The organism is Mycolicibacterium aubagnense, from assembly GCF_010730955.1.
Classification (GTDB): Bacteria; Actinomycetota; Actinomycetes; order Mycobacteriales; family Mycobacteriaceae; genus Mycobacterium; species Mycobacterium aubagnense.
Genome location: NZ_AP022577.1, coordinates 4,277,784 through 4,295,281 on the forward strand (window position 1 = coordinate 4,277,784; position 17,498 = coordinate 4,295,281).

General features: G+C 63.8%; 14 protein-coding genes. 5 read left to right on the forward strand and 9 right to left on the reverse strand.

Annotated elements, in window-relative coordinates; genetic code table 11:
* Positions 1 to 14 precede the first annotated feature (14 nt).
* Complete coding sequence (locus G6N59_RS20510) at positions 15 to 323, reverse strand: chorismate mutase (protein ID WP_138228678.1); 309 nt, start codon at positions 321 to 323, stop codon at positions 15 to 17.
* 246 nt (positions 324 to 569) lie between these two features.
* Between G6N59_RS20510 and pcrA the strand changes: the two genes are divergently transcribed.
* Entirely contained in the window at positions 570 to 2,918 is a 2,349-nt protein-coding gene (pcrA, locus tag G6N59_RS20515) for a DNA helicase PcrA (protein ID WP_407665743.1), read from the forward strand.
* A gap of 65 nt (positions 2,919 to 2,983) precedes the next feature.
* Here the strand turns inward: pcrA and G6N59_RS20520 are convergent, their stop codons facing one another.
* Positions 2,984 to 3,598 carry a hypothetical protein gene (locus tag G6N59_RS20520; RefSeq protein ID WP_163912088.1) on the reverse strand — a complete coding sequence of 205 codons (615 nt, stop codon included), beginning with the start codon at positions 3,596 to 3,598 and terminating at the stop codon, positions 2,984 to 2,986.
* A gap of 126 nt (positions 3,599 to 3,724) precedes the next feature.
* Positions 3,725 to 4,813 (reverse strand): M23 family metallopeptidase, encoded by a 1,089-nt coding sequence (locus tag G6N59_RS20525; protein ID WP_138228680.1) that lies wholly within the window; start codon positions 4,811 to 4,813, stop codon positions 3,725 to 3,727.
* Between the two features lie 269 nt (positions 4,814 to 5,082).
* On the opposite strand from G6N59_RS20525, the gene sucC reads away from it, so the two are divergent.
* Together sucC and sucD are read left to right on the forward strand one after the other, a co-directional pair.
* Positions 5,083 to 6,246: an ADP-forming succinate--CoA ligase subunit beta gene (gene sucC / locus G6N59_RS20530; protein WP_138228681.1), complete on the forward strand. Its 1,164-nt coding sequence runs from the start codon at positions 5,083 to 5,085 to the stop codon at positions 6,244 to 6,246.
* A 15-nt stretch (positions 6,247 to 6,261) separates the two neighbouring features.
* Positions 6,262 to 7,164, forward strand: a complete 903-nt coding sequence (sucD, locus tag G6N59_RS20535; protein ID WP_138228682.1) for a succinate--CoA ligase subunit alpha — start codon at positions 6,262 to 6,264, stop codon at positions 7,162 to 7,164.
* 164 nt (positions 7,165 to 7,328) lie between these two features.
* Here the strand turns inward: sucD and G6N59_RS20540 are convergent, their stop codons facing one another.
* Together G6N59_RS20540 and G6N59_RS20545 are read right to left on the reverse strand one after the other, a co-directional pair.
* Positions 7,329 to 8,414, reverse strand: a complete 1,086-nt coding sequence (locus G6N59_RS20540) for a MarR family transcriptional regulator (protein ID WP_138228683.1) — start codon at positions 8,412 to 8,414, stop codon at positions 7,329 to 7,331.
* Positions 8,415 to 8,417: 3 nt separating this feature from the next.
* Positions 8,418 to 9,530, reverse strand: coding sequence for an ATP-binding protein (locus tag G6N59_RS20545; protein ID WP_138228719.1), 1,113 nt, complete (start codon positions 9,528 to 9,530; stop codon positions 8,418 to 8,420).
* Positions 9,531 to 10,296: 766 nt separating this feature from the next.
* Between G6N59_RS20545 and G6N59_RS20550 the strand changes: the two genes are divergently transcribed.
* Positions 10,297 to 11,826 (forward strand): acetyl-CoA acetyltransferase, encoded by a 1,530-nt coding sequence (locus G6N59_RS20550; RefSeq protein WP_138228684.1) that lies wholly within the window; start codon positions 10,297 to 10,299, stop codon positions 11,824 to 11,826.
* A 71-nt stretch (positions 11,827 to 11,897) separates the two neighbouring features.
* On the opposite strand, the gene G6N59_RS20555 is transcribed toward G6N59_RS20550, so the two are convergent.
* From G6N59_RS20555 to G6N59_RS20570, 4 genes are all read right to left on the reverse strand, one after another.
* On the reverse strand, positions 11,898 to 12,233 hold the full coding sequence (locus G6N59_RS20555; RefSeq protein WP_138228685.1) for a hypothetical protein: 336 nt from the start codon (positions 12,231 to 12,233) through the stop codon (positions 11,898 to 11,900).
* Between the two features lie 812 nt (positions 12,234 to 13,045).
* Positions 13,046 to 13,237, reverse strand: a complete 192-nt coding sequence (locus G6N59_RS20560; protein WP_138228686.1) for a hypothetical protein — start codon at positions 13,235 to 13,237, stop codon at positions 13,046 to 13,048.
* A gap of 328 nt (positions 13,238 to 13,565) precedes the next feature.
* Positions 13,566 to 15,116, reverse strand: coding sequence for a DUF4185 domain-containing protein (locus G6N59_RS20565; protein WP_138228687.1), 1,551 nt, complete (start codon positions 15,114 to 15,116; stop codon positions 13,566 to 13,568).
* 162 nt (positions 15,117 to 15,278) lie between these two features.
* On the reverse strand, positions 15,279 to 16,130 hold the full coding sequence (locus G6N59_RS20570) for an LLM class F420-dependent oxidoreductase (protein WP_138228688.1): 852 nt from the start codon (positions 16,128 to 16,130) through the stop codon (positions 15,279 to 15,281).
* A gap of 185 nt (positions 16,131 to 16,315) precedes the next feature.
* Between G6N59_RS20570 and sfnG the strand changes: the two genes are divergently transcribed.
* Positions 16,316 to 17,446, forward strand: a complete 1,131-nt coding sequence (gene sfnG / locus G6N59_RS20575; RefSeq protein ID WP_138228689.1) for a dimethylsulfone monooxygenase SfnG — start codon at positions 16,316 to 16,318, stop codon at positions 17,444 to 17,446.
* The last annotated feature ends 52 nt before the right edge of the window (positions 17,447 to 17,498 follow it).

Here is a 17,498-nt window from a genome sequence, read left to right on the forward strand (position 1 = left end):
TCGCGACGGGACGGTCAGTGGCCAAGGCGACCGCGGCCCAGGCGCAGCAGCAGCATGGCGAGGTCTTTGCCCTCAGGGCCCAGCTCGCTGTAGCGCTCGATCACCTTCATCTCACGGCTGTGCACCAGTCGGGTGCCGCCGGAGGCCATGCGGGCCTTGCCGATCATCTTGGACACTTCGGTGCGACGGGCGACGGCCGCCAGGATGGTGGCGTCCAGCTCATCGATCTCGAGGCGCAGCTCGTCGATGTTGGGGAGGTCGGTTTCGGTTGCCGTGTTTTCGGGAGACATTTTTTCCTCGCTGTTGGTGGATTCTGGTGTCATCCGAATTCAGGCCTCACACAACAAACGAGCCCCGGATCCGGATGCGGACCACGGGGCTGAAGGGAAGCAGCTAAACCCCGGGTACCGGCGTCCGGTACCCGTAGAAAAATCGCTGCTGCGCATTGAGCACGTTTTGAGTGTGCCATCCCGGCCCGTGCCAGCGCAAAGGGCCGAGCGCAGCGACGGGGAAATGCGTGGGTTGTCGCACCCCGGCGGTAAGTTTGAGCTGATATGACGAGCCCCGATATGACCAGCACTGCCCCCGACACCGACCAGTTGTTAGACGGCCTCAACCCGCAGCAGCGTGCAGCTGTGTTGCACGAGGGTTCGCCCCTGCTGATCGTGGCCGGTGCCGGCTCGGGCAAGACCGCGGTGCTCACCCGGCGCATCGCCTATCTGCTGGCCAACCGCGACGTCGGCGTCGGCCAGATCCTGGCCATCACGTTCACCAACAAGGCCGCCGCCGAGATGCGTGAGCGCGTGATCCAGTTGGTCGGCACCAAGGCCAAATCCATGTGGGTGTCGACGTTCCATTCCACGTGCGTCCGCATCCTGCGCAACCAGGCGTCGCTGCTGCCGGGGCTGAACTCCAACTTCTCCATCTACGACGCCGACGACTCGCGCCGTTTGCTGATGATGGTCGGCAAGGATCTGAACCTCGACGTCAAGCGGTACTCGCCGCGCATGCTGGCAACCGCGATCTCGAACCTGAAGAACGAACTGATCGACCCGCTGCAGGCTGCTTCGGAGGCGTCCGAGGCCGATGAGGACCTGCCGCGCATCGTCGCCGAGGTGTACGGCGAATACCAGCGCCGGCTGCGGGCCGCGAACGCCATGGACTTCGACGACCTGATCGGCGAGACAGTCGCTGTGCTGCAGAGCTTTCCGCAGATCGCGCAGTACTACCGGCGCCGCTTCCGGCACATCCTGGTCGACGAGTACCAGGACACCAACCACGCGCAGTACGTGCTGGTGCGCGAGCTGGTCGGGCACCATCTGGAGGACGGCGCCGACAGTGCCAATCAGGTCCCGCCCGCCGAGCTGTGCGTTGTGGGCGACGCCGACCAGTCCATCTACGCGTTCCGCGGCGCGACGATCCGCAACATCGAGGATTTCGAGCGCGACTTCCCGAATGCGAAAACGATTCTGCTGGAACAGAACTACCGGTCCACCCAGACCATCCTGTCGGCCGCGAACGGTGTCATCAGCCGCAATGCCGGTCGCCGGGACAAGAAGCTGTGGACCGACGCGGGCGAGGGTGAGTTGATCGTCGGCTACGTCGCCGACAACGAGCACGATGAGGCGCGGTTCATCGCCGAGGAGATCGACACCCTGACCACCAAGGGCAGCGGCATCGACACCAAGTTCAGTTACGGCGATGTCGCGGTGTTCTACCGCACCAACAACTCGTCGCGCTCGGTGGAAGACATCTTCATCCGAGCCGGTATCCCGTACAAAGTCGTTGGCGGCATGCGCTTCTACGAGCGCAAGGAGATTCGCGACATCGTCGCGTACCTGCGGGTGCTGGACAACCCGGGCGACTCCGTGAGCATGCGGCGCATCCTCAACACCCCGCGTCGCGGTATCGGCGACCGAGCCGAAGCGTGTGTGGCGGTGTATGCCGAGAACACCGGCGCCAGCTTCAACGATGCGCTGCAGGCCGCCGCCGAAGGCCGGGTGCCGATGCTGAACTCCCGTTCGGAGAAGGCAATTGCGAGTTTCGTCGAGCTGCTGGACAGCCTGCGCGGCGGACTCGACGGTGAGCTGGGTGACCTGGTCGAGACGGTGCTGGACCGCACCGGCTACCGTCGCGAGCTGGAGGCCTCGAGTGATCCGCAGGATCAGGCGCGGCTGGACAACTTGAACGAATTGGTGAGCGTCGCACACGAATTCAGCACCGACCTGGCCAATGCTCAGGCCCTTCAGGAAGAGGAGCTGGACGAGGACGTGCCCGACACCGGGGCGTTGGCCGCGTTCCTGGAGCGCGTCTCGCTGGTGGCGGACGCCGATGAAATCCCCGAGGACGGCGACGGCGTCGTCACCATGATGACGCTGCACACCGCCAAGGGCCTCGAATTCCCCGTGGTTTTCGTGACCGGCTGGGAAGACGGCATGTTCCCGCACATGCGCGCACTCGGCGATCCCACGGAACTGTCCGAGGAACGCCGGCTGGCCTACGTCGGCATCACCCGGGCCCGGCAGCGGCTGTACCTGAGTCGCGCCAAGGTGCGGTCGTCGTGGGGGCAACCCATGCTGAACCCGGAATCACGCTTCCTGCAAGAGATTCCGCAGGAGCTCATCGACTGGCGACGGGTCGAGCCGCCGCCATCGTTGTCGGCGCCGAGTCGCTACGGCTCTGGTGGATCAGGTGGTGGTCTCGGTGGTGGGCGTCCATCGCCCATGCGGCCGGCACCGAACCGCAACAAGCCGCTGGTGGTGCTGTCACCGGGTGACCGCGTCACTCACGACAAGTACGGCCTGGGTCGCGTCGAAGAGGTCAGTGGCGTCGGCGAATCGGCCATGTCGCTCATCGACTTCGGCAGTTCCGGCCGGGTCAAGTTGATGCACAACCACGCACCGGTGCAGAAGCTTTAATACCGCCGAGCGCAAAAACCGCTGGTGCGATCTCGCTGATTTTTAGCTGGCTTCCGTTGGCGGAATCAGACTTTGGTGCACCAGCGTCCGGTGACGGGCAGCATCGCGAGCACAATGCTCGTGATGGGTAACACCGGGATGCCGTAGACGATCGGCGGCAGTTTCGCACCGGCGACGAACAAGCTGGCGAAGATCACCAACGTCACCAGGGCGCCGACGACCACCAGCATCCGGCCGGTGCGATGGCGCAGCAGCACCGCGATCTGGCCGCCGATGGTCGCCCCGGCAGAGACCGCGGCGAGGAAGCCGATGGCGACGCAGAACAGCGGGTCGGTGCGCCACCATCCGGCGATCAGCGAGGTCGCGATGACCGCCGTGGCCCAGCCGCTCAAGATGCAGGCCGTGGCGGTCGCGCAGGCGGCGAACGGGCTGGGTGGAGGCTTCGGGGCTGCGTCCTTGCTGTGGCCGGGTGCCGCGATGTGGCTGGTCCCCGGGGCGTCGGGTTCGATCAGCCCGGGCAGGATCAGGCCGGTGGCCGCCGGTTCGATGATGCTGGTCTGCGGGGCATCGGCCACGGGGATGGCGCTGGTCGGTGTGCGCCGGATGATGCTGGTCGCCGGTGCGCTGTCGTCAGCGGGATGCACGATCGGGATGGCGCCCGTCGGAGCGCGACGAATCAGGCCGGTCTTGGCGTCGTCATCAGGTGTGCGCGCGAATGCAGGGCCGGACTGCCGTCCGAAAGTCTGCGTGGGGTCGGACAAGTGCGTCTGGGCTGGCCCGTCGGCGGTGTTGTCGTCCTTCACGGATCAGCCGACGTAGTTACCCGGGCTCAGGCCACGCTGTGCCAGCCACGGCACGGGGTCGATGCGCTGGCTGCCGCCCAGAAGTACCTCGAAGTGGCAGTGCGGGCCGGTCGAATTGCCACGGTTGCCGATGGTGGCGATCTGGTCGCCGGCGAAGACGCGCTGGCCAACCGACACCACCCAGGTGTTGACGTGGCCGTACAGCGTCACGGTGCCATCGGAGTGCCGGATCTTGACCCAGGCGCCGTAACCGGCGGTCGGCCCGGCGGCGACGACCACGCCGTCGGAAACCGCGACGATCGGGGTGCCGATCGAGTTGGCAAGGTCGATGCCGCCGTGCAGCGCGCCCCAGCGGTAGCCGAATCCGGAGGTGAAGACACCCTTGGTCGGCATCACGAACAGCGGGCGGGCCAGCCGGGCTTCACGTTCGGCACGTTCCTGCGCGTACGCGGCGCCGTTGGCCAGCTCCTGCGCGTGCACCGCGCCGGACGAGGCGGCCGGTTCGACGTTGACGATCTGGATGCCATCAGCCGACCCTGCGGGACCAGAGGCCTGGACTTGATCGGCGGCCAGCTTGGTGCTGGTCGGCTGATCAGCGCTGGCCATCATCGAGTACCCGGCGGCGGCGGTGGCGCCGACAGCCATGGCAGCGGCGACCAGGCGGCCCTTCACACCGTGAACGGGCTCGGGCTTGCGGTGGGTGCCACGGCTCGCGCGCAGATCGATGACGTCGGTGTCGTCGAGACCGTTGCTGGTATCGGTGTGGCTGTCGCGGTAGGCGCTCGCGGAGAGGCGCTGGGCGCCTTCGGGCTGCCGGAATTCGGCCGGAACAGTCAGGACCAGGGGAGTTTCGTCGTCGGTGTCGTTCAGATCGTCGAGCTCGGGGGCGGCGTTGACGCGGGAATCGCGGTCGAAGGCGCTCTCGGAGAGGTCCAGATCGTGCAGATCGCCGAACTCGTTGAACGGGATGATGTCGGTCACTTCGGCAGGGCTCACAGCGCGGGATAGCTTGATGGTGCGGGCAGCGTTCTCGCTTATGCCGGCGTTCGTCGCTTCTCCGAGGGGAGTGCCAGACGAATCGTGCTCAGCCAACCGAAAATTCCTTTGCTCCGTGACCGTACCGTTACCGAGACCGCCCATGACGGTACTGAAAATCAGAACCGAATGGCAACCTATCGATGTCATCTGGCGGGAACTGTGATTTGCCTCACTCATTCAGGTCGGGTGAGATGTACCACATGGGTGGTAGGCGGTGCTGGCTACTCACGCGTACATAGATACAGTGCGCAACGAGCCAGTGCGGCCCAACGCTGAAGTGAATTCAATCGTCAACGCAGACAGAACGGGATTTCTCAGAGCTCATGGATCTCTTCGAGTACCAGGCGAAAGAGCTGTTCGCCAAGCACAACGTCCCTACTACACCGGGCCGGGTCACCGAGTCCGCCGATGACGCCAAGGCGATCGCCGAGGAGATCGGCAAGCCCGTGATGATCAAGGCGCAGGTCAAGGTCGGCGGCCGTGGTAAGGCCGGTGGCGTGAAGTACGCCGCCACCCCGGAGGACGCTCTCACGCACGCGCAGAACATCCTCGGCCTGGACATCAAGGGCCACATCGTCAAGAAGCTGCTCGTTGCCGAGGCCAGCGACATCGCGGAGGAGTACTACATCTCCTTCCTGCTCGATCGCGCCAACCGCACCTACCTGGCCATGTGCTCGGTCGAGGGTGGCATGGAGATCGAAGAGGTCGCCGCCACCAAGCCGGAGCGTCTCGCCAAGGTTCCCGTCAACGCCGTCAAGGGTGTTGACCTGGCCTTCGCCCGCGAGATCGCCGAGAAGGGCCACCTGCCCGCCGAGGTGCTCGACGCCGCGGCCGTGACCATCCAGAAGCTGTGGGAGGTCTTCGTCGCCGAGGACGCCACCCTGGTCGAGGTCAACCCGCTGGTCCGCACCCCTGACGATCGCATCCTGGCCCTCGACGGCAAGGTCACCCTGGACGAGAACGCTAACTTCCGTCAGCCCGGCCACGCCGAGTTCGAGGACAAGGAAGCCACCGACCCGCTGGAGCTCAAGGCCAAGGAGCACGACCTCAACTACGTCAAGCTGGACGGCTCGGTCGGCATCATCGGTAACGGTGCCGGTCTGGTCATGTCGACGCTGGACGTCGTCGCGTACGCCGGCGAGAACCACGGTGGCGTGAAGCCCGCCAACTTCCTGGACATCGGCGGGGGCGCCTCGGCCGAGGTGATGGCCGCCGGCCTGGACGTCATCCTGAACGACAGCCAGGTCAAGAGCGTCTTCGTGAACGTCTTCGGTGGCATCACCGCGTGTGACGCGGTCGCCAACGGCATCGTCAAGGCTCTGGAAATGCTGGGCGACGAGGCCAACAAGCCGCTGGTCGTCCGTCTCGACGGCAACAACGTCGACGAGGGCCGCCGCATCCTGGCCGAGGCCAACCACCCGCTGGTGATCCAGGCCCAGACCATGGACGCCGGTGCCGACAAAGCCGCCGAGCTGGCCAACAAGTAAGGGAGCCAACAACTTATGTCTATCTTCCTGAACAAGGATTCCAAGGTCATCGTCCAGGGCATCACCGGCGGTGAGGGCACCAAGCACACCAAGCTGATGCTGAAGGCCGGCACCCAGGTCGTCGGTGGCGTGAACGCGCGCAAGGCCGGCACCAAGGTCTCGCACGTGGACAAGGACGGCAACCCCGTAGAGCTGCCGGTGTTCGCCACCGTGGCCGAGGCAATGAAGGAGACCGGCGCCGACGTGTCGATCGCCTTTGTGCCGCCCGCCTTCTCCAAGGACGCCATCATCGAGGCCATCGACGCGGAGATCCCGCTGCTGGTCGTCATCACCGAGGGCATCCCGGTGCAGGACAGCGCATACGCGTGGGCCTACAACGTGGATAAGGGCCAGAAGACGCGCATCATCGGCCCGAACTGCCCGGGCATCATCACCCCCGGTGAGGCGCTGGTCGGCATCACGCCGAACAACATCACCGGCAAGGGTCCGATCGGTCTGGTCTCCAAGTCCGGCACCCTGACCTACCAGATGATGTACGAACTGCGGGACTTCGGCTTCTCGACCGCCATCGGCATCGGCGGCGACCCGGTCATCGGCACCACCCACATCGACGCCATCGAGGCGTTCGAGAAGGACCCGGAGACCAAGGTCATCGTGATGATCGGTGAGATCGGTGGCGACGCCGAAGAGCGTGCCGCCGACTACATCAAGGCCAATGTCACCAAGCCGGTCGTCGGCTACGTCGCGGGCTTCACCGCTCCGGAGGGCAAGACCATGGGCCACGCCGGCGCCATCGTGTCGGGCTCGTCGGGTACCGCTCAGGCCAAGAAGGAAGCCCTCGAGGCTGCCGGCGTGAAGGTCGGCAAGACCCCGTCGGCCACCGCTGCTCTGGCTCGCGAGATCCTGCAGTCGCTGTAATTCAGTAGCTTCGGCAATGCCCCGCACCGTGAGGTGCGGGGCATTGTTGTTTGTGCTGCGTGCGTCGAACGCGCCGTTCGGGCTGTGCGTCGAAACTGACTGAGCGGCGGAAAATCACCCCGAAAACCGCCATGCGGTCAGTTTCGGTGGGACAGTGCGCAGGTTCAGGGTTGGCGGCGCTCGCGGTAGTGCAAGTAGTTCCGGAGCAGCGGGTCGCTCAGGTCGTACCAGGTGGCGCGGCGGTCGCCGGAGTCCGCCTTTCCGGGGTGGACCCAGCCGCCGGTCGTCAAACGGCCCAAGGCGGCCGAGGCCGACTGATTTGAAATACCCACGGCCGCAGCAAGATCGGTCACTGTGCGTGCACCGTCGGCGCGGGCCAGTTCGACGATCAGCCGTTGTTCGCCGGCCGGAAGCTGCCACAGCAGTTGCTGGTAATGCGGCGTCAGCTGTTCCAGGGCCGCATCGGCGGCGGGTGTGACGCTTTCCAGCGCGGCTCGGTCGGCGGTGTCCGCGATGATCTGCCAGACCCGCGGGGACCAGCCGACAAGCTGGGCGACGTCGTCGATCCGGGTCAGCCCTTCGGAAGTCTGGGCGTACGAAGCCAATTCGCGGTCGCGGGCGCGCTGGGTGAGGAGCTCGGCGACATTTGTGTCGGTGAGGTCGGGTAGTTCCTCGATGATGAACGACCCGTACCACGGGTGGGTGCGCGACGAGACGGCCGGGAACAATGCCGGTGCCGTCGCGAAAACCAGTACCGCGGTAGATGTTTCGACCCAGGCGCGGAAGCTGCCCTGTCCTGCTTCGCCGATGGCGTCGAAGATGCGGTCGGCGTTCTCGACGGCGATCAGCACCATTCTGCCCGCGGCGAGATCGAGAATTTCCCGTTCCAGTTCCAGTGCGTCGCCGCGGAGCTCGCGTGCGCGTGCCGCCACGTCCGGGCCCTGGGTGCGGAGCAGCTCGACGAGCAGATCGGGGTAGCTGCCGATGGCGAGGGCATCCTCCGGAAGCGCCAGCAGCAGTGTCGCTTTCGCAGCCTTGCGCTGTTTCAACGCGCGATGAATCGCAACGCTGAGTGTGTGGGTCTTACCGGCGCCGCGAGGCGCGACGAGCAAGGTATGCGGCCGCGACCCATCCTGTGCAGAGCTGGCGATGCGGTCCGTCAGTCGTTTGAGTAGCGGACCGCGGCCGACCGTACGGGCGTCGAGCTCAACGGGGTCGACAGTGCCGGGGGAGAAGGCGGGGTGGGTCATTGTCTACCGCCTCATGGCCTGCCATGCCGATTGCACCAGGCCGGAGGCGAAGGCGTCGTCGTTACCGACGCGGCGCAGGTAGTGGTCCTGTTCCAGACGCTCGATGAAGGACACCAACTGGTCGCGGTCGCGGATCGGTGAACCCTCGGTTTGCAGGAACTGCAGTGTGGCATCGACACCCAAAGGTGATGGGGCGTGGGCGTAGATGTCGAGCAGGCCCGCGATCGCGGGGGCGTCGTCACCGTAGTAGTTGCGCAGTCGGTCGCGGTAGTGGCGGAGGTCCCACGGGTCGTGTGGATCGATGATGGCGGCCGAGAGCAGTTCGGCGATTCGGTGTGGCTGGACTGAACCCTCCCGCGCGGCGGCCGCGACCAGGTGCTGGATGTAGTACGGCACGTTCTCTGCCGCAGCCGCAACGGATTCGGCGACCAGGTGCCGGTCGGTGGTCGGGACGTTCGTGCCGAGCAGTAGGCACTCTGCCAGGTAGGTGGCGTGGTCGTGGCGGATCGGCCCGACGGTGACCTTCCGGATGTCGTTGACCGAGCTGAGTGCGTCCTCCGAAACATGGTGAAAGCCAATGGAACCGGAGAGGACGGTGGCCAGGCGACCGGAGTTGTCCTGACGGAAGCGACGCAGCAGATGTAGGAAGGCGTCCCCACCGCCGGGCCTTTCGCGTTCGAGGTTGCGGGCCAGCACGGTGACCTCATCGATGAACAACACCAGCGGCTCGTTCTTGGTGCGGGCCACCGCGCGCTGCAGTAGATCATCGAGAGCGGCGTCGGCACGCACTCGCTCGAACTTGAACGGCCCGGTGCCGACCGCGACCTTCCAGCGGTCGACCTCCTGGCGCAGTGCGTTGTCGACGCGGCCGAGTTCGGCGGCGAGGGCGGCGACGAACTCCGCGTAGGTCTGCCGCTCGGCGCTCACCGAAACGACGGTGAGGCCCTGCAGGCGCGCGGTGTGCGCGACGAGTCGGGCCAGGGACGTCTTGCCGTGCCTGCGGTCACCCACCAGGGCGGCTCCGCCATCGGGGAGGCTGGCCAGGATTTCCTGCTGCTCGCGGACGCGGCCCACCACGTTCTCGGGCGGGACGACACCGCCGACCACGAGAGACATGGGTCTGATGGGCCAGTTCATCTTGCAATTGTACGTCGAATTGGATGTACGTCTAGGTGGTCGTACGTTGGGATTGTCGTGGATTAGAAGGTCCAGCTGCCGGATGGCTGGAGGACGAAGCCGTGGTTGGTCGAGGTGTTGATGCAGGCGGTGAGGCTGCCGGTGCCAACGACGCAAGTGACTTCGTGTGCATCATCAGTCAGCTTCTGGCCGACGTTCAACAGTGCGTCATTCGTCCGAAGGCACGGTTGGTCCGACTGGCCGAAATCGAATGATTCTGCGGGCGATGCACCTTGGTGTACCGACGGGCATACCGACTGTCTTTGCGCCGGAAGACCGGGTATTGCACCCGAGCACCAGGACGTCGGTCCGATTGCGCAATTCATTCCGTCAGGCGTGCGAAAGAACAAGTAGCCGACTTCCCATCGCTGATCCCGGGTGAACGGACGGGCGAATGGAGCCGGGTCAACTTGGCTGAAGCTGGCGATATTAGGAAATCGAGGTGGGGCCGCCCTCGCTGAAGCTGCGGATATCAGACCGATCGCGGCGGCCGCAAAGCATGAAGTCGCTGTAACCAACGAGATTGGCAACCTACAGATGGCGCCCACCGCGTGTTTCCGCATGGTGCGCAGCCATGGTCGGGTCATTACTCAACCGTACGTCGCCCGGCGTCTGCCTCCAGACGCAAATGCGCAGCTACCCGCAGTACCGCTGGCGCATCGCAATCGGTTAGCCTGTCGAATTAACAGGTGTCTGGAGGTTTGTAATGGGTGTCGATCCGCGTACGCCGGTGATCGTCGGTGTCGGTCAGTTCACTGAGCGCCTCGAAGACCCCGAGTACCGAGGGATGTCGTCGGTCGACCTCGCCACCGCAGCCGCGCGTACGGCGCTCGGGGACACCGGCGCCGACATCGCGGCAGTCGCTGCCGCGATCGACACTGTCGCCGGCACCCGGCAGTTCGAGATCTCCGGCCACGTTCCGGCTCCGCTCGGCAAGTCGAACAACTACCCGCGCTCCGTGGCGCAACGCATCGGCGCGGACCCGGCTCGCGCCGTGCTGGAAGTCATCGGTGGGCAGAGTCCTCAGCACCTGATTACCGAATTCGCCGGCGAGATCGTCGCGGGCCGTGCCGACGTCGTGATGATCATGGGATCGGAAAACACGTCCAGTATCCGGTATTTCAAGAGCCGCGACGACAAGCCCGATCATGCGGAGACCATCGACGGCCAGCTCGACGACCGGGGCTACGGCTACGACGGCATCTTCGACGAGTACACCGTTCGGCATGGGCTGATCGGCGCGCCGGTGCAGTACGGCCTGCTGGACAACGCCCGGCGTGCGCGGCTCGGTCTGTCTGTTCAGGACTACCGACGGGCGATGGGGGAGCTGTTCGCTCCGATGTCGAAAGTCGCCGCTAAGAACCCATATTCGTCGGCGCCGGTGGAACGTACCGTTGACGAGTTGGTGACCGTCACCGACAAGAACCGGATGATCTGTGACCCGTATCCGCGCTTGATGGTGGCTCGCGACCAGGTGAACATGGGCGCCGCCGCCGTGCTCATGTCCGTGGAGTCGGCGCGCAAACTCGGTGTGCCGGAATCCAAGTGGGTCTACTTGCGCGGCCATGCGGACATGAAGGAGCAGAAGCTGCTCGACCGTCCCGACGTAGGAGCAAGCCCGGCGTCGGTAATGGCCGTTCAGGAAGCATTGCGCGTGGCCGGAATTGGGATCGATGACGTCTCGGCATTCGATCTGTACAGCTGCTTCCCGTTCCCGGTGTTCAACATCTGTGACGGCGTTGGTCTGGATGCTGACGACCCGCGAGGTCTGACGCTGACGGGCGGCCTGCCGTACTTCGGCGGCCCGGGGAACAACTACTCCCTGCACGGCATCGCTGAGGCTGTCACCCGAATGCGGGAGAATCCAGGCGAATTCGCGTTGGTCGGTGCGAATGGTGGCATTGCCAGCAAGTTCTCGGTCGGCATCTATTCGACTGAGCCCGCCGACTGGGTCGCCGACAACAGTGTGGAACTGTGCGCAGAGGTTGCGTCGTGGCCGACTGTTGCCGTCAGTGAGCACGCGAACGGCGCCGCGACCATCGAGACCTACACAGTCCGATACGACTGGACTCCCAACACTGGCATCATCATCGGTCGGCTCGACGCGGATGGGAGTCGGTTCTTGGCGACCACTACCGACGCCGATCTGATGGCACTGCTATGCGACGGCGAACCGCTTGGCGCGAAGATTGTCGTCACCGCGACCGACGAGGGTAATCGGGCTGTACTGGCCTGAGCTTTTTAACGAGATCGACGAAATGGTTGTTTTGCAGTGGGTTTCGCGGCCATTTCGCCAGTCTCGAGGAGTCAGAACAGTGTGGTCTTGTCTGGCGCCAGGATGAATCCGTGATTGCCTACACGGCAAGCTGGCATGCCCTTCTCGTCAACGGCACAGATCGCATCGCCTTTGGTGGCCGCCAACTTGTGCGTCGGTGGCAGCAGCGGTGGCGGATTGTTCTTGTCCTGCTGAAAATCGGGATCAACGGTGATCGATTCAATGGTGCTGACCGATGATCGGCCGGCGCTCACTGACCAATCGCCGGGCCCTTGCGAGGGCATAGCGCCGCGGCAGCTGACGTGCTCGTGCTCGTTGTCTGGGTAGGCGTTGCTGGCACATATCAACCCACCGGGGGCGGTGAACATGAACCCTTGTGTCCGAGGTCTATTCATTTGGTCGTACCGGGCCTTATCGGCCACGGTATAGCCGCTGAGATCGGAAAGAGGATTGGGGATTGAGCGACTTCGGCAGGTCGTGAAGTAGTCAAAGTGCTTCCGGCCGGCTGATCGGACTGAGGCAGAGTGCAGGCGACCGCGGCAATGAGAATTATTGCCGCGATGCGGATTTGGACTTGTCGTACTCGTTTCGTGGGACTCGTCTGGTTGGTCATTTTAGAAAAGCGTCAGCTTGTCAGTGCTCACCAGGAACCCGTGTTTGCCGATGCGGCACGCGGCAGTTCCGTTGTCGATAATGCCGCATTGCAAATCGTCAGTCGCAAACCTGACGACGTGATGCGTGGGCAACGTGGGCGACGGTGCTTTCGCGGGTGCTTCTGGGCTGGTCTTGTCTGTGTGTGGCCCACCGACAGCGGCGGTGCCGTTGCTGACGGACATTCCCCAGTCGCCGTCTCGTCCGGGGAGAGACCCGCCGCAGTAGGCCGCGGCGTTTTGCGAACTGCTACTGGGTTCCATCGAGCATTGCTGACCACTCGGAGTCGTAAAGCTGTATTTCGGTTTGGCTTGGGTGCCAGTGGAGTAACCGGCCGGATCTGTCGCGGTAAAGGTGGTCAGGTCCGGGAAATCAGCGCTGTGCGAGTGCGGCGATGTGTCGGTGGTGTGGTTGTTTCCGCTCGGTGTGCACCCGGCGGCGGTGACGAGAATCGTTACTGCAGAAAGTACTCGGACGCTGCGCGGATGCTCCCGGTGCGCCCCTGGTTGGTCTTTCAAAGCATGTATTCCTAGAAGAGTGTCAGCTTGTCGGTAGCCGCCACGAATCCGTGTTCGCCGATGCGGCACGCAGCAGATCCGTTGTCGAGGATTCCGCATAGGACGTCGTCCTGTGCGGCTTTCACGATGTGTCGGATCGGCAATGTTGGTGGAGGAGGGGGCCGGAACATCCCGGGGCCGGATTTGATGACGAGTTCGCCCACGCCAGCGGCGGTACCGCGCCTAATATGCAGTGCCCAGTCGTGTACTCGTCCAGGGATGGGGCCACTGCAGTCGATATGTGCCGGATCTGAACTACTGTCGGCATACAAGGAGCAGCGCTGACCGCTGGGCGTGCTGAACTCTAGCCCTGGATCATCCTTGCTTCCAGGGGAATACATGGTGGGTGCAGCCGGCGTAAAGCTGCTGAAGTCCGGAAACTCGACGTCGTGTGGTACCGCTGGCGTGTGCGGACTTTCCTTAAACGGTGAACACCCCATAAGCGGAACCGATAGCGCTACTAGCACTGTGGCTACTCGCGGTGCGCGCATGTCAGTACGCCCCCAAATTCTTGGTGTCTGAGTTCTCGATTTGGTAGAGCGCTGTTCCGTATCGATTCCACAGCGACAGAGTGGAATCGATAGAGTCGCCCCCTGAGAAAGGCGATTGGAATGCCCCGTAGGCACCGTCTTGGTGAACGACCTTCGTAGTAGGCGTCCAGCCGGTTTGCCCGTCGATTGACGAGCTTGTGTAGATGCCGCCGGCCGCATCGTTGAACGTCAGTAGGGCTTTGTTTTCGTAGAAGTGCACGTTGGGCTCTCCGATTCCGCTGACCCCAGGTGGTGTTTTGATCATCGGCGGACTGCCATTTGGGTCATGGCCAGTGAATGAGCTTCCGTCCCAGTACTTGTATGCGGATCGGTCAGTGATTTGATTTGCAGGGACTTGGGCGGCGTGCAGTCCGTCGTTGGTACGGCCGTCCTGAGTGCCGTACATGTAGACGGTCTCTCCGTCTTGGGACAGGGCAAAGCTCTGTACCTGAAATGCGTTGTTGAACTTGTCGTTGTTGGGCCAAGTGGCAGCTACTTTCCAGGTCTTTCCACCGTCTGTGGACTGCCAAAGATCGGCGCTACGTGTCTGCCAGGTGTTGTTGTTCCAGTTCTTCACGTTCATCACTGAGGCGTACATGGTGTCGCCGACGTTGAATGTCGATGTCGGGATCGTCGATATGTCGAGCGGGTCGCCGTTCTTGTCAAGTTCCGGTTTGAACGGGTCCTTTACGACTTCATCGACGACCCATTTTCCGTGCTCGTCCATCTTCCAGTAGATGATGTTGTTGTTCCCGCCGCCGCCTTCCTCTTTGGAGGGGCGTTCTCCTGGCCCGCCGTCCTTTGTGCCCTTGTTCATCCCTTTGCCGGTATCACCCTGAATAGTGAAGAGGCGACCATCTGGTGTCATGCCCATGATCGACAGGTCAGTATTCGGCACGCCAACGCCGCCTTCGCCGGTGTTCGGATCGCCGAACCCGGCCATCGTCTGTTCGAACCCGATCTGGCCGTTGTTGAAGCTGTCCGGATCGATGCCCGGGGTGAAGCCCGGAACGTGCTGGGGGTTATTGCCCGGGGTATTGCCGCCCGCAATGGTTTTGAGGCTGTTGGCTAGGTTCTGATCCTGATCCATGAACGCCCTGATCATGTTCTGTGTGCATTTGGTGAAGGCGGCAGCGATGTTCTCCCAGGCCCCGCCGGTCCGCGGCGGACGGGTGGTGACCACGCCGTCGTCGGCGACGTTGAACATCTGGGACACCGTGCTGACCCAGTTCAGCAGTACGTCGCGCAACGTCGCGAGGATCTGGCCGCCGGCGATCATGGCCGTCGCCATCGCATCGGTGATCTCATGAAAGCGGTGCTGGTGTTCGATGTTCCGGTAGGCCGCCCCGCGGGCGGCGTTGGCGGCCTTGCCCTTCCAGTCGTCTTCGAGCTCGTGGACGGCATGCACCTGCTTGCCGATCAGCTCATCGAGTGCTTCAGCTTTGCGTTTCAGATCGCGGCCGCCGTCGACCACGGTCAGTGGGTTGGTGCCGCGAATCTTCAGGATCGACAACGGCCCCACCCGTCAAAGAACCACCCCATGACGTCAGTCTATGGCCGTAGATACCCGCTCCCTGACGGAAATCCAGCACAAAACCGCGGCGGTCAAGGAACCTTGACCGCCGCAGATCGAGTGTGACTAGGAAGCGCCGACGCCAAGAGCGCCGGCCGAATCTCAGATCCCGAAGTCGCGCAGCTTCCCCGCCAGCTTCTCTACATACGCCGAGACCGTGGCATCGTCGCTGTCGGGCAAGCCGAACAACACCTCGGTCACACCGAGCTTCTTCCAGCGCGCCAACTTGTCGGCGTCCGGCTTGAAGTCCAACGCGACGATGGTCGGTTCGCCGGAACGTCCGGCCGCGGCCCAGGTGTCCTGCAGCAGCTTGACGGGCTCGTCGATGTCGAAGTCGCGCGGTGTGGTGATCCAGCCGTCGGCCGACTTGGCGATCCACTTGAAGTTCTTCTCGGTACCGGCCGCGCCGACCAGGATCGGGACATGCGACTGCACGGGCTTCGGCCACGCCCACGACGGACCGAACTTCACGAATTCGCCGTCGTACTCGGCTTCTTCCTGGGTCCATAGCGCGCGCATCGCCTCCAGGTACTCCCGGAGCATGGTGCGTCGCCGGGCCGGCGGGACGTTGTGGTCCTGGAGTTCGTCTGTGTTCCAACCGAATCCGACGCCGACCGACACCCGGCCACCGGACAGGTGGTCCAGCGTGGCAATGGATTTCGCCAGGGTGATTGGGTCGTGCTCGACGGGCAGCGCCACTGCGGTGGACAGTCGCACGCGCGAGGTGACCGCTGCGGCCGAGCCGAGCGCCACCCACGGATCCAGCGTCCGCATGTAGCGGTCGTCAGGCAGCGTCTCGTCACCAGTGGTGGGATGCGCGGCCTGGCGCTTGATCGGAATGTGCGTGTGTTCGGGCACGTAGAAGGTGGTGAAGCCGTGGTCGTCGGCCAATTTGGCGGCGGCGGCGGGCTTGATGCCGCGGTCGCTGGTGAAAAGTACGAGCCCGTAGTCCATACCGTGATTAGAACGTGTTTCAGTATCGGGGCGCAAGGGTGGGTGGCAAGAAACCTCAACAAGGCGGATTACCTGGCATTTTGCCGCGAAGCTGAGTCGCCAGACGCTTGTGAACCAAATCGGAGATAACTTCACCGCGAACGTTACCCACGACGGTGGTGCACCTCGCTTGTTGACATGGGCCCATGACGACCGAACGCATCGCCGACCACGTCAAGTTCGCCTACTGGGTGCCCAACGTCAGCGGCGGCCTCGTGACCAGCGACATCGAACAACGCACCGACTGGAACTACGAATACAACAAGAAACTCGCGCAGACCGCCGAGAACAACGGCTTCGAGTACGCCCTCAGCCAGGTGCGGTACGAGGCCAGTTACGGCGCCGAATACCAGCACGAGTCAACGAGTTTCAGCCTCGCGCTACTGCTTGCCACCGAACGGCTCAAGGTCATCGCGGCCGTGCATCCGGGGCTGTGGCAGCCGGCCGTGCTCGCCAAGCTGGGCGCGACGGCCGACCACCTGTCCAATGGCCGCTTCGCCGTCAACGTCGTCTCCGGTTGGTTCAAGGACGAATTCACCCATCTGGGGGAGCCTTGGCTGGAGCATGACGAGCGGTACCGGCGCAGCGCCGAATTCCTCCAGGTACTGCGCAAGATCTGGACCGAAGACGACGTGGACTTCCGCGGCGACTTCTATCGCATCCATGACTTCACGCTGAAGCCGAAACCGCTCAACACGCCGGATCGTCCCAACCCGGAGCTGTTCCAGGGCGGCAACTCGAGCGCGGCGCGCCGCAACGGTGGTTATTACGCCGACTGGTACTTCTCCAACGGCAAGGACTTCGACGGTGTGACCGAACAAGTCGTCGACGTTCGCGACCACGCCCGCCAGGTTGCCCGCGAAGTCCGCTTCGGGCTGAACGGCTTCATCATTGCCCGCGACACCGAAAAGGAAGCGAAAGAGACGCTCAAGGAGATCGTCGCGAAGGCGAACCGGCCGGCGGTCGAAGGGTTCCGACAGGCGGTGCAGCAGGCCGGCAACGCCACCGGCGACAAGAAGGGCATGTGGGCGGACTCGAGCTTCGAGGACCTGGTGCAGTACAACGATGGTTTTCGTACCAAATTGATCGGAACCCCGGAACAGATCGCCGAACGGATTGCTGCCTACCGCAAACGGGGCGTCGATCTGATCCTCGGTGGCTTCCTTCATTTCCAGGAAGAAATCGAGTACTTCGGCGCCAAGGTGCTGCCGTTGGTCCGGGAAATCGAGGCAGCCGAACAAGACGCGGCGCAGGGGCCCATCCGCGTCCCCGCGTGACGCGCCGGAGAGTTTGCTCGCGGCTGTCGCGGCCGGTCAGGACAATGCTTTG